Source organism: Faecalibacterium prausnitzii (assembly GCF_049532945.1).
Taxonomy (GTDB): Bacteria; Bacillota; Clostridia; order Oscillospirales; family Ruminococcaceae; genus Faecalibacterium; species Faecalibacterium prausnitzii_N.
The window spans coordinates 1,529,531-1,543,886 of sequence record NZ_CP186691.1 but is presented as its reverse complement, the minus strand read 5'-3'; the positions used below and the strand labels follow the sequence as shown (position 1 = coordinate 1,543,886).

Annotated in this window: 16 protein-coding genes and 1 riboswitch; of the genes, 2 read left to right on the top strand and 14 right to left on the bottom strand. The window is 59.5% G+C overall.

From position 1 onward, the window contains the following. Positions 1 to 3: 3 nt before the first annotated feature. Complete coding sequence (locus ACNQFG_RS07710) at positions 4 to 1,155, bottom strand: cysteine desulfurase family protein (protein ID WP_423406517.1); 1,152 nt, start codon at positions 1,153 to 1,155, stop codon at positions 4 to 6. 191 nt (positions 1,156 to 1,346) lie between these two features. Here ACNQFG_RS07710 and ACNQFG_RS07705 point away from each other — a divergent pair, with 191 nt between their 5' ends. Further along, positions 1,347 to 2,261 (top strand): GDSL-type esterase/lipase family protein, encoded by a 915-nt coding sequence (locus tag ACNQFG_RS07705; RefSeq protein ID WP_423406516.1) that lies wholly within the window; start codon positions 1,347 to 1,349, stop codon positions 2,259 to 2,261. A gap of 64 nt (positions 2,262 to 2,325) precedes the next feature. On the opposite strand, the gene ACNQFG_RS07700 is transcribed toward ACNQFG_RS07705, so the two are convergent. Further along, positions 2,326 to 3,987, bottom strand: coding sequence for a formate--tetrahydrofolate ligase (locus ACNQFG_RS07700; protein ID WP_423406515.1), 1,662 nt, complete (start codon positions 3,985 to 3,987; stop codon positions 2,326 to 2,328). Positions 3,988 to 4,036: 49 nt separating this feature from the next. Further along, positions 4,037 to 4,127: riboswitch (ZMP/ZTP riboswitch) on the bottom strand. Positions 4,128 to 4,277: 150 nt separating this feature from the next. On the opposite strand from ACNQFG_RS07700, the gene ACNQFG_RS07695 reads away from it, so the two are divergent. After that, positions 4,278 to 4,565 (top strand): hypothetical protein, encoded by a 288-nt coding sequence (locus tag ACNQFG_RS07695; RefSeq protein WP_423406514.1) that lies wholly within the window; start codon positions 4,278 to 4,280, stop codon positions 4,563 to 4,565. 63 nt (positions 4,566 to 4,628) lie between these two features. Here ACNQFG_RS07695 and ACNQFG_RS07690 read toward each other — a convergent pair whose 3' ends face one another. From ACNQFG_RS07690 to ACNQFG_RS07635, 12 genes are all read right to left on the bottom strand, one after another. After that, a complete protein-coding gene (locus tag ACNQFG_RS07690; RefSeq protein WP_423406513.1) occupies positions 4,629 to 5,207 on the bottom strand; it encodes a CD1247 N-terminal domain-containing protein in 579 nt (192 codons plus the stop codon). A gap of 206 nt (positions 5,208 to 5,413) precedes the next feature. Then, positions 5,414 to 5,971, bottom strand: coding sequence for an elongation factor P (gene efp, locus ACNQFG_RS07685; RefSeq protein ID WP_005928281.1), 558 nt, complete (start codon positions 5,969 to 5,971; stop codon positions 5,414 to 5,416). Positions 5,972 to 6,090: 119 nt separating this feature from the next. Further along, the gene (locus ACNQFG_RS07680) at positions 6,091 to 6,957 is read right to left on the bottom strand and encodes a TIM barrel protein (RefSeq protein WP_097775265.1); all 867 of its coding nucleotides are present in this window, start codon (positions 6,955 to 6,957) and stop codon (positions 6,091 to 6,093) included. Further along, positions 6,954 to 7,457 (bottom strand): YqeG family HAD IIIA-type phosphatase, encoded by a 504-nt coding sequence (locus tag ACNQFG_RS07675; RefSeq protein WP_097775264.1) that lies wholly within the window; start codon positions 7,455 to 7,457, stop codon positions 6,954 to 6,956. Before ACNQFG_RS07675 ends, ACNQFG_RS07680 begins: the two co-directional genes overlap by 4 nt. A gap of 108 nt (positions 7,458 to 7,565) precedes the next feature. Next, complete coding sequence (gene rpsU / locus ACNQFG_RS07670; RefSeq protein WP_005928271.1) at positions 7,566 to 7,742, bottom strand: 30S ribosomal protein S21; 177 nt, start codon at positions 7,740 to 7,742, stop codon at positions 7,566 to 7,568. Between the two features lie 221 nt (positions 7,743 to 7,963). Beyond that, complete coding sequence (leuS, locus tag ACNQFG_RS07665; protein ID WP_423406565.1) at positions 7,964 to 10,513, bottom strand: leucine--tRNA ligase; 2,550 nt, start codon at positions 10,511 to 10,513, stop codon at positions 7,964 to 7,966. Positions 10,514 to 10,760: 247 nt separating this feature from the next. After that, positions 10,761 to 11,141, bottom strand: coding sequence for a ribosome silencing factor (gene rsfS, locus ACNQFG_RS07660; protein ID WP_423406512.1), 381 nt, complete (start codon positions 11,139 to 11,141; stop codon positions 10,761 to 10,763). A gap of 26 nt (positions 11,142 to 11,167) precedes the next feature. Then, entirely contained in the window at positions 11,168 to 12,331 is a 1,164-nt protein-coding gene (locus tag ACNQFG_RS07655; protein WP_423406511.1) for an LCP family protein, read from the bottom strand. After that, positions 12,310 to 12,642, bottom strand: coding sequence for a hypothetical protein (locus ACNQFG_RS07650; RefSeq protein WP_423406510.1), 333 nt, complete (start codon positions 12,640 to 12,642; stop codon positions 12,310 to 12,312). Before ACNQFG_RS07650 ends, ACNQFG_RS07655 begins: the two co-directional genes overlap by 22 nt. A gap of 103 nt (positions 12,643 to 12,745) precedes the next feature. Then, positions 12,746 to 13,345: a bis(5'-nucleosyl)-tetraphosphatase (symmetrical) YqeK gene (gene yqeK, locus ACNQFG_RS07645; RefSeq protein ID WP_423406509.1), complete on the bottom strand. Its 600-nt coding sequence runs from the start codon at positions 13,343 to 13,345 to the stop codon at positions 12,746 to 12,748. Continuing rightward, the gene (gene nadD / locus ACNQFG_RS07640) at positions 13,296 to 13,985 is read right to left on the bottom strand and encodes a nicotinate (nicotinamide) nucleotide adenylyltransferase (protein ID WP_423406508.1); all 690 of its coding nucleotides are present in this window, start codon (positions 13,983 to 13,985) and stop codon (positions 13,296 to 13,298) included. Before nadD ends, yqeK begins: the two co-directional genes overlap by 50 nt. Further along, entirely contained in the window at positions 13,982 to 14,278 is a 297-nt protein-coding gene (locus tag ACNQFG_RS07635) for a YhbY family RNA-binding protein (protein ID WP_005944364.1), read from the bottom strand. Before ACNQFG_RS07635 ends, nadD begins: the two co-directional genes overlap by 4 nt. Positions 14,279 to 14,356 lie beyond the last annotated feature (78 nt).

Genomic DNA, 14,356 nt, shown 5'->3' with positions numbered 1-14,356 from the left:
ATATTATCTCCTTATTCTCTGCAAATGCTTCATGCCATCCTCAAAGCGGTTGAGGAAAGCATCCACATCCTCCGGGGTGTTGTCGCCGCAGAAGGACACGCGGATGGCCGTGTCGATGGCAAGCGGGTCTTTGCCCATGGCCGCCAGCGTATGGCTGGGCTGGCCGCGGCCGCAGGCACTTGCCGAGGAAACATACACCTGTGCTTCGGCCAGCCATGCCAGCATGGTCTCGCTCTTGATGCACATCTCACTGAAGTTCAGCACCTCGGGCACGGCGTTTTCCGGGCTGTTGATCTCCACTTCGGGGAAAGCTTTCAGCCCCTCGCGCAGCTGCTGGTTCAGGGCGCGGACGGCGGTGTCCCGGCTCTTCATGTTCTTCGAAAGGCGGCTGACCGCAGCGGCCAGCCCCACCGCGTAGGGCAGGTTCTCGGTGCCGGGGCGCAGGCCGCGCTCCTGCTCACCGCCCAGATAGGGCGGCCGGAACGCCTGTGCCAGACTGTCGCTGAGGTAGAGCGCCCCCACGCCCTTGGGAGCGTGGATCTTGTGGCCGCTCACCGACAGGATGTCGATGTTCGTCAGCTTGATGGGCACACGCATCCACGCCTGCACTGCGTCCACATGGACAATGGTGCGGCTGTTGCGGCGCTTGACCTCGGCGGCAAGGCGTTCCACATCGTTGCGGGTGCCCACCTCGTTGTTCACCATCATGCAGGCCACGAGGATGGTGTTCTTGTCCACATGCTCCAGCATTTCGTTGATATCCAATGTGCCGTCCGGGCGGGGGGCCACGACCGTGACGTCATAGCCCATCGCGGCCAGACGTTCCAGCGGCTTTTGCACACTGGGGTGCTCAAAGCCGGACACCACGATGCCCTTGCCGAAAGTGCGGGTGCGCACCGCGCCCAGCAGGGCCAGATTGTTGCTCTCGCTGCCGCAGGAGGTAAAATACAGCTCCTTTGGCTTGCAGCCCAGTGTACGGGCCACAGCGGCACGGGCGGCGTTCAGCGCTTCCTCGCTGCGGGCACCGGGGCCGTACAGGCTGGACGGGTTTGCCCAGTGTTCCCGCATGGCCTTGTCGATGACATCCGCCACCTCGGGAGCCACCATGGTGGTAGCGGCGTTATCCAGATAATGCAATTCAGGGTTTTGCAGCATAAGATTCGATTCCTGCTTTCTTTGCTTGCCGTCGGCAGAGCGTTCTGCCCTGAACCGACGTTTTCTCATAATAAACCAGAATAATTATAGCACAAACCCTGTCCTAACGCAAAGGATTTGCGGCATGGCTTGCGCCGGGGCCTGCCATGCTGTATAATGAAGGAAATAAGCTACAGAAAGCAGGGTGTTTTATGGCTGATTATCAGGAATACCGCCGCCGTATCCTCCGCAAGCGCTGGTTCCGGACCTTCTCCGTTGCAGGGCTGCTCTTCCTGCTGGTGCTGGTGAGCGTCGTGGGCACACTGTGGAAACGGCTCCACCGGGAGCAGTCCCCCGCCGCCGTGCAGGGGCCGACCATCTTCCAGCAGGAGCTGCAGGGCAGCGAGTGGAACACCGTCAACTACACGCCCGCCCGGCGGCTGGCGGTGCAGCTCAGCGCCGACGGCACCACCGCCATGGATTTCCGTCTGGCCGCGCTGGCCGAAAGCCCGGCCGTGGACCGCAGCTATTTCAACGACGCCTGTTTTCTGGGCGACAGCCTGACGCAGGGCATGCAGATCTACAGCACCGGCCTGCCGGAAGCCTCCTTCTGCGCCTATAAAGGCATCGGCCCCAACGCCGTGGTCAACAGCACCACCTGCACCCGCCGGGATGGCGTCCAGGAGATTCCGATGGAGGTGCTGACGGCCCAGCAGCCAAAGGTGCTCTACATCCTGCTCGGCACCAACGTGCTCAACCGGGACGGCGATTATTCCAGCTTCCTCACCTACTACCGCCTCATGCTAGACATGATCGCACAGGCTCTGCCCAACACGCAGATCTATGTGCAGTCCATCACGCCGGTGCGGCCGGAAGTCCGGGCCTCTCACCCCGGCCTCTACAAAGAGCGCCTGTGCGAGATCAACGATGAGCTTTCCGCCATCGCGCTCGAAAAAGGCTGCGTCTTCCTCAACCTGTGGGAGGCCCTGGCCGACGAGAACGGCGACCTGAAGGCCGAATATGCCCAGAACGACGGTTACCACGTCAAGCCCGAAGGCTACACCGCCTGGGTCGATTACCTCCGCACCCACACCATCAACCCCGGCGTGACCTCCGCTGCGGCATGATACGATTACAAAAAAGGAAGGCTCCCCCGGCGGTTGTCGAGGGAGCCTTCCTTTTTGTGCAAAATCAGAACAGGCCGGTGATCTTGCCGTCGGCATCCACATCGATGTTCACAGCGGCGGGCTTTTTGGGCAGGCCCGGCATGGTCATGATATTACCGCAGATGACCACCACAAAGCCTGCACCGGCAGCAAGGCGCACCTCGCGCACCTCCATGGTAAAGCCGGTGGGGGCACCGATGAGCTTTGCGTTGTCGCTGAAGCTGTACTGGGTCTTGGCGATGCACACGGGCAGGTTCCCATAACCCATCTCAGTCAGCTCGGCCAGTGTCTTGCTGGCGGCGGCGCTGTAGTTCACACCGTCGGCCCGGTAAATTTTGGTGGCGATGGCGTTGATCTTGTCCTTCAGGGGCATTTCCAGCGGGTAGGTGTACTGGATGGGACGATCCTCCAGCACCTCCAGCACCTTCTCGGCCAGAGCTTTGCCGCCCTCGCCGCCCTTGACGAATACCTCGCTCAGCACGCAGGGAACACCCTGCTCGGCGCACACCTGCTCCACATAGGCCTGCTCTTCGGCGGTATCGGTGGGGAAGGCATTGATGGCGACCACCACCGGCAGGCCGAAGCCATTTTTCAGGTTGTCGATGTGGCGGATGAGGTTGGATGCACCGGCCTTGACGGCTTCGAGGTTGGGCTGGCTCAGGTCGGCCTTTGCCACGCCGCCGTGGCTCTTGAGGGCACGCACAGTGGCCACCAGCACGCAGGCAGAGGGAACGATACCGGCGTAGCGGCACTTGATATCCAAAAACTTCTCTGCGCCCAGATCAGCACCGAAACCGGCCTCAGTGATAGTGTAGTCGGCCAGAGAAAGGCTCAGCTTGGTAGCCAGCACGCTGTTGCAGCCGTGGGCGATGTTGGCAAAGGGACCGCCGTGGATGATGGCGGGGTTGTTTTCCAGCGTCTGTACAAGGTTCGGGTCCAGCGCGTCCTTCAGCAGGGCGGTCATGGCACCGGCAGCACCGATCTCACCGGCAGTGACGGGCTTGCCGTCGTAGGTGTAGGCGCACACGATCTTGGAAAGACGCTCCTTCAGATCGGAAATGCTGGTGGCAAGGCAGAAAATTGCCATCACCTCGCTGGCAACGGTGATATCAAAGCCGTCCTCGCGGGGGGTGCCGTTCACCTTGCCGCCCAGACCGTCCACGATGAACCGCAGCTGGCGGTCGTTCATGTCCATGCAGCGCTTCCATGTGATGCGGCGGGGGTCGATGTTCAGCGGGTTGCCCTGCTGGATGCTGTTGTCGATCATGGCAGCCAGCAGGTTGTTGGCTGTGCCGATGGCGTGCAGGTCGCCGGTGAAGTGCAGGTTGATATCCTCCATGGGCACCACCTGTGCATAGCCGCCGCCGGCTGCGCCGCCCTTGACACCGAACACGGGGCCGAGGGACGGCTCACGCAGGCAGAGCATGGTCTTCTTGCCCAGAGCGTTCATGGCATCGGCCAGACCCACGCTGGTGGTGGTCTTGCCCTCGCCCGCCGGGGTGGGGCTGATGGCAGTGACAAGGATCAGCTTGCCCTGCTTTTTGGCATCGTGGATCAGGCGGTGATCGATCTTGGCCTTGTAGCGGCCATAGGGGATCACGTGCTCATCGGAAAGGCCCAGCTGGGCGGCAATCTCGGTGATGGGTTTCATTTTGGCTTCCTGTGCGATCTCGATATCAGACTTCATGGAACATCCTCCTTCAAAACAAAAAAGGCAGCTTTGCACAGCAATTGCGCAAGGCTGCCCAGACGGTCGGCATTGACATCAAACCCGGTCTCTGCTGCACTGTGGTGCTCCACAAGGTTCCGTCAGCAACAAAAACCTCTTCTGACCGAATGATAACACACCCGAACGCCCTTTGTCAAGGAAAAACTTCCCGCGCCAAAAAAGTGCGTGTGAAGTGCCCATCTGGCTTGCATCCACCCCCGGATGTGTGATATACTAAAGTGAATCTAAACGATAGGGAGGCTTTCACGATGGCATTTACTCCAAAACTGACTTATAAAGGCAAGCCCCTCGTCCGCAAGGACAATGAGCTGTACTACGGCAATATGACCGACCCATATGTACTGCGTATGCAGATCTTGAGCACCAAGCCCGTGGGCGGGATGGAGGTGGCCGATAAGGTCCACATCCAGGTGTTCTCCACCAACGACAGCCTCGCCCCCGAAGCCCGCGTATTCCGCCAGACCACCAAGATCGGCCTGTACAACGCTTTGGACATCGGCAGCATCTGGCTGCAGAAGGCAAACGAGAGCCGCTGATCGTTCGGCGGCCGTCAAAAAAGGGCCTGTCTCCCATGGGAGACAGGCCCTTTTGCATCGGATTTACTCTTCGGTTACTTCAAAGTCCAGCGGTTTGCCGCAGTTGGGGCAGGTAGGCTCGCCGTCCAGCAGTTCGTCTTCCTCAAACACGGCGGTGGTGCCGCAGTCCGGGCAGGTCACTTCGTACTGCACGGGGCCGTCGTCCTCTTCGGGCTCCTCGTCGTCGGCCAGAGCCACCTCAAAGGCGACCTTGCAGCTGGGGCAGATGGCCTCGCCTGCATCCAGATCATCCTCGCTGACGTAAACGGTCTCGCCGCAGTTGGGGCAGGCCACTTCATAGAACGGCTCGCTGGCCACATCGGCGTTGTCGTCGGCGTCGTCCTCTGCTTCAGGCTCGTCGTCTTCCTCGTCGGCATCGTCGTCTTCGTACAGATCTGCTTCCAGATCTTCCAGCTCATCGCTCAGGTCGTTGATCTGGTCGTAAGCCTGGGTCACATCCTCGTCAATGCCGTCCACGGCCTGTGCCATCTCACACAGCAGCTCGCTCATGGCTTTGATGATTTTGCCCTCTTTGGTGGTATCATCAATGCCCAGACCATCGACCAGACCTTGCAGATAAGCTGCCTTTTTGTTCAGTTCCATACGAATGCCTCCTAGTCTATAAAATTTCTAAGCCGGTCAACGGGCTCACCCTCTCCGTCATCGCTGTGCGATGCCACCTCCCCCCGAAGCGGGAGGTTTTGGCTGTCCATGCAACGGACGCGAAGCGGCCTGAGAAGGCAAAGCCGTTTTCCTGAACAAAAAACCGGGCAAACGGTTGCCCGCAGCCCGGTTTGGCGTTAAAGGGATCAGACGCGCTCCATATACTCGCCGGTGCGGGTATCGATGCGGATGTGGTCGCCCTCGTTGATGAACAGAGGCACACGAATCTCAGCACCGGTCTCGACGGTAGCGGGCTTCAGGGTGTTGGTGGCAGTGTTGCCCTTGACACCCGGCTCGGTCTGGGTAACTTCCAGCTCGATGAAGTTGGGGATCTCGACGCTGAACACCTTGCCCTTGTAGCTCAGCAGCTTGCACAGCTCGTTCTCCTTGCAGAACTTGAAGTTATCGGGCACATCGGCTGCGTTGACGGGGATGTCATCGTAGGTCTCGTTGTCCATGAAGTGGTACAGATCGCCATCCTCGTAGCTATAGGTCACGTCCTTGCGCTCGATGAAAGCCTGCGGGAACTTTGCGGTCGGGTTGTAGCTGGTCTCAACCACAGAGCCGGTAATCACGTTCTTGGTCTTGGTACGGACAAAGGCAGCGCCCTTGCCGGGCTTCACGTGCTGGAACTCAACGACCTGAAGAACCTGGCCGTCCTGCTCAAAGGTCACGCCATTGCGAAACTCGCCTGCAGAAATCATAGGAATTCCTCCATTAGTTTAATCTCAAATGCTTAACGCATATCTCTATTTATTTTACCCAATCCGTTTGCATTTGGCAAGGGGTTTCGGCAAAAAAGACGATAAAAACACAAAATTTTTTACGTTTTGCACGCTGCATGGTACATCTGCTGCATAGTCCCGGCATCCTCAGCCTGCGTGCCCGCGCTCTCGCAGATGATAACCGGCTGCAGCTTCCGCTCAGCCAGCAGTTCCATCAGCGGCTGCGGCTCCGGGCCGAACTGGGTCTCGGCAAAGGTCCAGTGGCGCTTTTCGCCGCCCGCCGAATACTCGATGCGGGAAAAATGCACATGGAACCGTTCTGCCCGTTGGTCCCCCAGCTTTTCCGCCATGCGGTCAAGGATGGCAGCGTAGTCCTCTTTCGAGCGGATGCCGCCCAGAGTGCGGGCATTCAGGTGGCCGAAGTCGATGCAGGGCATAATGCGCTTATCCACGCTGCACAGCGCCAGCACCTCGTCCAGTGTGCCCAGCTGGCCGATCTTGCCCATGGTTTCCGGGCAGAGAGTCATATCGGCAAAGCCTGCTTCGTCCAGCGCTTCCACGGCACGGCGCATGGTATCCAATGCTTTTTCAAGGGCCGCTTCCCGGCTCTGCTTGCCGCAGCTGCCGGAGTGGAAGATGATGCGTCTGCCGCCCAGCGCTTTGCACACCGCCGCACTTTGCAGCAGATACTGGATGCTGTTGAGCCGCTTTTCCTCTTCCAGACTGGACATGCTGATATAATACGGTGCATGCACGCTGAACAGGATATCCTTTGGCCCGGCCAGTGCGGCCATTTTTGCAGCCTTGTCCAGCCCCAGACGCACGCCGCGCCCGCACTGGTACTCGAAGGCGTTCAGTCCCATCTTTGCGGTGTACTCCGGCACATCCAAGCTGCTTTTGTAGCCTTGGGCGGCAAAGCTGTCGCTGGTGCCTGCGGTGCCGAACCGGATCTTCCAATCGCTCACAGGGTCTTGCCTCCCCGGTCATAGTATTTCTGCCAGTGTTTTTTCTCCCACTTACGCTTGAGGATGACCTGCGCACCGAGGTCCGGGCCGCGGGGCACCACCATCAAGCCCGGAATGCCGTACAGCGCTGCCGCCATGCGGTCGGCATAGAGCTGGTCGCCCACCATCGCCATCTGACGGTGCTTCACGCCCATGCGGTGCTGCGCTGCCATCAGAGCAAAGGGCAGCGGCTTTGCGGAGCGGTACAGGTACGCAAGGCCCAGCTTCTGGGCAAAGGGCCGCACCCGCTTTTCCGCACCGTTGGACACGATGGTGAGCCTGACACCCGCCCTGCGCATAGTGTCCAACCACACGGCCACATCTTCCGGCAGCTCCTGACTGCGGTCGGCGGTGAGGGTGTTATCGATATCCAGCACCAGCGCAGTGATGCCTTTTGCCGCCAGCCATTCCGGCGTGATGTGGGTGACATCCTTGAAAACGTATTCGGGGGTGATGAGCATAGTATTTCTCCCTGCAATGAAAATAGGGGAGCCTGCAATACAGGCTCCCCTACATCGGCGTTAGCAACGCGTATGAAATCTAAAGCAACAGCGACTTCAAGTGATCAATTACTTGAACTTGCGCTTGCGGGCTGCTTCGGACTTCTTCTTGCGCTTGACAGACGGCTTCTCGTAAGCCTCGCGCTTACGGACCTCTGCGAGCACACCGCTGCGAGCGGTGCTGCGCTTGAAGCGACGCAGTGCGCTTTCCAGCGACTCGCCCTCTTTAACACGAATTTCCGACATCTTATTCCCTCCCTTGGACCGTGAGGCAGGAATTTCGTTGTTACATGGTAACTAACAGTAGACAGTATAGCGCATTTTCTCCGGTTCGTCAACCTTTTTTTGAAAGTTTTTTGCGCAAAATCTTTGAAAAGATTTTGAATAAACGTTCCCGGGTGTTTTATGCGCCAGTCCGCCTCTGCGGGTAGTTGTATATCCAGCCTTTCGGCAGGGTATCGGTTGGTTTAGCCCTTGACAGCCAGATTGACCAGACGGCCCTTGACGTAGATCTCCTTGACCAGCTGCTTGCCTTCCAGAGCGGCAGCAACAGCGGGGTCAGCCTTGGCGGCAGCAATGGCGGCAGCAGCGTCAATGTCGGCAGCCACCTTCAGGCGGGCCTTCACCTTGCCGTTCACCTGCACAGCGATCTCCACCGTGCTTTCCACGCACTTGGCCTCTTCGTACTTGGGCCAGGGGTAGTAAGCCAGCTGCTCGTCGTGGCTGTGGCCCAGCTTCTCCCACAGCTCTTCGGTCATGTGGGGAGCAAACGGGTTCAGCAGCTGAACAACGGTCTCCAGCTCGGCCTTGGTCGCGCCGCCGTTGTCGTACAGGGCGTTCACCAGCGTCATGAGCTGGGCAATGGCGGTGTTCATCTTCAGGGTCTCGATGTCAGCGCCCACCTTCTTGATGGTCTGGTGCATCAGGGTCTCGACCTGCGGGCGATAGCCCTCGCCCTCCACCAGCTTGTCGCTCAGCGCCCACACGCGGTCCAGGAAGCGGCTGCAGCCTGCAATGGCAGAGGTCTGCCACGGTGCAGCCTGCTCAAAGTCGCCCATGAACATCTCGTACAGACGCATGGTGTCAGCACCGTACTGGTCCACCACCTCGTCCGGGTTGATGACGTTGCCCAGAGACTTGGACATCTTCACGATGGGGTGGCGTGCCATTTCGCCGTACTTTTCTTCCAGAGCCTTTTCAGCGGCCTTCTGGCTGCCGTACTCCTTCAGCAGCTTTTCCTGCTCCTCAGCGGGCAGGTTGACAAAGCTGTGGGGGTTCAGGCCCAGGATCATGCCGTGAGCGGTGCGCTTCTGGTAGGGTTCCGGAGAAGGCACAGCGCCGATATCATACAGGAACTTATGCCAGAAACGGCTGTACAGCAGATGCAGGGTGGTGTGCTCCATGCCGCCGTTGTACCAGTCCACCGGAGACCAGTATTCCAGAGCTTCCTTGGAAGCAATGGCATCCTTGCAGTGGGGGTCCATGTAGCGCAGGAAGTACCAGGAAGAACCGGCCCACTGGGGCATGGTGTCAGTCTCGCGGGTAGCGGGGCCGCCGCAGCAGGGGCAGGTAGTCTTGACCCAGTCCTTGTGGCGGGCCAGCGGAGATTCTCCGTCCGGACCCGGCTCAAAATCGGTGATGTCCGGCAGGGTCAGGGGCAGGCTGCTCTCGGGCAGGGGCTGCCAGCCGCACTTTTCACACTTGACCATGGGGATGGGCTCGCCCCAGTAACGCTGACGGCTGAACACCCAGTCGCGCAGCTTGTAGTTGACCTTATCGCAGCCCTTGCCGTTTGCCTCCAGCCATTCGATCATCTTTTTCTTTGCATCGGTGACGGACAGGCCGTTCAGGAAACCGGAGTTGACCAGCGTGCCGGTGGCCACATCGGTGAAAGCGGCTTCGTCCAGATTGGACGGGGTATTGCCCTTGACCACCTCGATGATGGGCAGGCCGAACTTCTTGGCAAACTCCCAGTCGCGGGTATCGTGGGCGGGCACAGCCATGATGGCACCGGTGCCGTAGGTGGACAGAACGTAGTCGGAGATAAAGATGGGGATCTCGGTATCGTTGACCGGGTTGATGCCCATGACGCCTTCCAGCTTGACACCGGTCTTTTCCTTGTTCAGCTCGCTGCGCTCAAAGTCGCTTTTGCGGGCTGCCTCGGCCTGATAGGCCTTGACGGCATCGGCATTCTTGAGGATGCCCTTGTCCAGCCACTCCTTGACCATGGCGTGCTCCGGAGAAACGACCATGTAGGTGGCACCAAACAGGGTGTCACAGCGGGTGGTGTACACGGTCAGGGTATCGCCTGCGGTGGTGCCGAAGTTGACCTCTGCGCCGTGGCTGCGGCCGATCCAGTTCTTCTGCTGGGTGGCAACGCGCTCAATGTAGTCCAGACCGTCCAGACCATCGATCAGCTTATCGGCATAAGCGGTGATCTTGAGCATCCACTGGCTCTTGACGCGGTGAACGACCTCGCTGCCGCAGCGCTCGCACACGCCGTTGACAACTTCCTCGTTGGCCAGCACGCACTTGCAGCCGGTGCACCAGTTGACGTTCATTTCCTTCTTGTAAGCCAGACCATGCTTATACAGCTGCAGGAAGATCCACTGGGTCCACTTGTAGTACTCGGGGTCGGTGGTATTGATCTCGCGGTCCCAGTCAAAGGAGAAGCCCAAAGCCTTCAGCTGACTGCGGAAGTGGTCCACATTGTTCTTGGTGACAATGGCCGGGTGGATGTGGTTCTTCATGGCAAAGTTCTCAGTGGGCAGGCCAAAAGCGTCCCAGCCCATGGGATACAGCACATTGTAGCCGTTCTGACGGCGCTTGCGGCTGACCACGTCCAGCGCGGTGTAGCTGCGGGGATGGCCTACATGCAGGCCGGCACCCGACGGATACGGGAACTCGACCAGTGCATAGAACTTGGGTTTTTTGTGGTCGATCTCGACATGGAAGGTCTTTTCGTCCTCCCACACCTTCTGCCACTTGGCTTCAACTGCCTTGTAATCGTACTTCATGTTGTTAATCAGCTCCAGACTTTTCTTCACTACCAAAGATTCTTTTATGACAATCCCGGTCATTGTCCGGTGTTTCTCGATACAACCTCTCCGTCATTGCTTCGCAATGCCACCTCTCCTTGTAGGAGAGGCCTTGGCAGTCCTTGCAACGGTTCCGTTTTCGCCAGAGGTTCCCCTGCCAGGGAGCTGGTGAGCGGATGCGAGACGGAGAGAGCATCCGAAAAACATCGGGCCGGGATATGTTCCCTTACAGGCTGTGATCCGGCGTTAGATACTCCGAGATGTCAATGGGCTCACCATCTGCCCACAGGTGCTCCAGATCGTAATAGGTGCGGGTGTTGGGCACGAATACGTGCACGATGACGTTGGAATAATCCAGCAGCACCCAGTTCTTGGAATCGTAGCCCTCCGTGCTGTAGGGCTCCAGACCCTTCTGAGAAAGCTCGTACTCCACCTCGTCGGCCAGAGATGCCACCTGCGTGGTGGAAGTGCCGGAGGCAATAACGAAGTAATCTGTGAGCACGGTCAGGCTTTCCACCTTGAGCACGCGCACATCGTGGGCCTTTTTCTTATCCAGGATCTTTGCGATCTCAATGGCAAGCGCCTTGCTGTCGATGTTGTTCTCCATCTGATTTCTCCTATCTGTTGTTTGCGTTACTGCCCGGCCGCCTGGCCGTCGGTCGTGGTGGCACCCGCCACGTCGGTGTCGCCGCTGAGGATGGCGTCATCCGACTCTTTGTCGAGCTGGCCCACGAACTGGACGTTGGCGCTGGTGGAAGCCGTGCCGTGGGGCCAGTCGTTGGTCACAAGGTTGAGCTCCTCGGCGCTGACGGGGCCGGTATAATTGCGGAAGTAGGTGTTGAGCAGGTTTGCAATGGAACCCGCATCCGGCACCACGCAGGAGTAACCGGCAAAGGTGTCGGTCTTGCCCACGTTGGGCACGCCCATGAACACCGGTGTCTGCGCCAGAATGATGTTGGAGCTGTCGATCCGGGTAAAGGAGACCAGCATCTTGGCGATGGTGGTCAGGTCCATGTCGGTGTGGATATAATTGTTGAAGATCAGGGGCAGCTGGTTGATGACGTCGGTCACGCCCATGCTGCGCACCCGCTTGAACAGGCCGGCATAGAAATAGCGCTGCATGTTCAGGCGGTCGATATCGGAATTGGCGTAGCCGTCGCCGTGGCGGCAGCGCACAAAGAACTCTGCCGATGCACCGTTCAGATTGCGGTAGCCCTGCTTCAGGGCACTGCCTGCAAAGGACATGTCGTGGGGGATATACACCTCAATGCCGCCAAAGTTATCCACCATATCCACCAGTGCCTGCATGTCGATGGTGACATAGTAGTCGATGGGGAGCTTGTACTGGTCGTAGATGACCTCTGCCAGAGCCGCCACATTGCCGCCGTTGGAGAGAGCCACCGAGTTGACCTGGTAGTTCGAGACGGAATAGGTCTTGCCATTGGAAAGGGTGATCTTCCGGTTTTTGGTCGCCACCAGACTGTTGCGGGGGATCTGCAGCATCCGCAGTGCACCGTTCTTGATGTCGAACTGCACGTACAGGATCATATCGGTCATGCCGTCGTTGGTGCCATCGGAAGAATAGCCGCGGCCGTCCTCGTAGTCGATGCCGCAGACCAGAATGTTCACCACATCGCCCTTGTATTCCTCCAGCGTCTGGATCTCCTCCACCAGCGAAGCAGCGTTTTCCTCCGGCTTCAGGTTCTCCTCCACCCGGTTCACCATGCTGGCCGCATAGACCACGACGCCCGAAATGACGGCCAGCACCGCCAGCGTCACGGCCAGCGGAAGCCACATGGGGGCTCTTTTTTCTTCTTTCTGGGCTTGGCGCTGCGGCGGCGGGGCGGCTCACTGGGGGCCGCATGGGCACCGCCCCGGCGGGGCGGCGGGGTTCTGCCGCTGTTTCCACCGGTGCCTGCTGCCGGGGCCGGATGCGCCGGGGCAGCCGGACGGGGCCTCTGCTCCGGATGCGGCACAGACGGCTCTTCGAAGAAATCCGGCTGGCCCTGCAGCGGAGCCGGGCGGGAAGCAGGAGCCTCCGTCGGCCGCTGTTCCGTCGGGCGGTTCAGCGAGCGTTGGGTGTTGATGCGGCGCGGAGCTTGACTCATTCCTAGATTTCCTCCAGCTTTTTCATTCGGGGTCGGTTCACATTCATGATACCCTTTAGTATAGCATCCTTCCCCACAATCTGCAATCGGTTTTCATTTCCGGTCAGTCGGACGAACCGCAAGCCGTTCCGGCACGGGCCTCCACCTGCGCGTAAATGTCCTCGTAAGCGGCCTTGGACATCGGGTCAAGGGGCTTGCCCTGCGAGAGCACAAAATCGTTGGTCTGCTTGAGGGCCACCAGCATGGCTGCATCCAGATCGTTCCGTTCCAGCTTGCGCAGCTTTTCCACGCCGGGCCAGTCCCGCTCCGCACTGGTCATATCGGCCAGATACAAAATTTTGTCAAGCCGGGTCATGCCGGGTTTGCCCGCCGTGTGGCAGGCAATGGCCGAGAGGACGGCCTCATCCTCCACGCCCCACTGGGTGCGGGCCAGAATGGCGGCGCACACGCCGTGCCACACCGGGGCCGGGCGCTCTTCGCCGCCCTCGGCATACTGGGGGTAAGCGCGCAGGATCTCGCGCATCTCATCCTTGCTGATCTCCTTGGCCGAGTCGTGCAGCAGGGCTGCCAGCGCGGCCTGCTCTTCGTCGGCCCCATAGCGCTTCGCCAGCTTGACGGCCATTTTTTTCACATTCAAGGTATGCTCATAGCGCTTATCGCTCAAGCGGCCGCGCACAAGCTCCTTTGCCTGTTTCAGAGTCATTCCGATCTTCGTCTCCTTTTGTTTCCCGGTACAGCCCCTCGCGCTGGATGACACGGCGCACCAGGGGCGGGAGTTCGTTTTCACAGCGTTCCCCGGCGGCAAGGCGGGCGCGCAGGGCGCTGCTCGCCATGGGGAGCGCTTCCACCGGCGCGAACAGGATGCGTGCCCCGGTGGGGTCCAGCTGCTTTGCCTTTTCGTGGAGGAGCGGGTCGTCGCCGACATTCCGGCTTGTGACCACGAGGCGGGCCAGTCTGAGGATGTCCTGCCAGCGGTACCAGCCGTCAAAGCTCAGCAGCATATCGCTGCCGATGGCGAGGTAAAGCTCTGCGCCGGGGGATCCCGACGCCAGCATCTCCAGCGTGAGGACGGTGTAGTTCCGCTTCCCCTGCGCAGCCTGCTGCACCTCCCAGCCGCTCACGGTCAGAGCCGGGAAGCCGCCCTCCTCCGCCAGCGCGGAAAAGCAGCCGCACATCTCCAGCCGCAGCGCACCGGAAGCGCTCGTCCCCCGCTTGAAGGGAGACGTTCCGGCGGGCATGACCACGATCCGGTCCGGCCGGACCCGCGCCGCCGCCGCCCGCAGATTGTTCAGGTGGCCGTTATGGGGCGGGTCAAATGTACCGCCGTAGAGAAGAACTTTCATTTCAGCAGATCAGCGTAGGCGCTGTCCTTTTTTTTCTGCAGATACAGCACGAACTTGGAGCCGATCACCTGTACGCAGTCGGCACCGGTGGCCTCAGCCAGCTTGACCGAAGCTTCACGGGCATTGTACATGCTGTTTTCCAGCACCTTGAGCTTGATGAGCTCACGGGCATCCAGACAGTCCTTCACGCCCTGGATCATGGTCTCGTCGATCTCGCCCTTACCCACGATGAAAACGGGGTCCATGGTGTTTGCCTTGCCGCGCAGAATGGCGCGCTGTTTGCTTGTCAGCATAGTTTTTTCTCCTTTATTTTGAGGTTGATCTTTCGATAAAGAAACGATTTAGAATTGTCTCCGCTTGCGGTGAGGAAC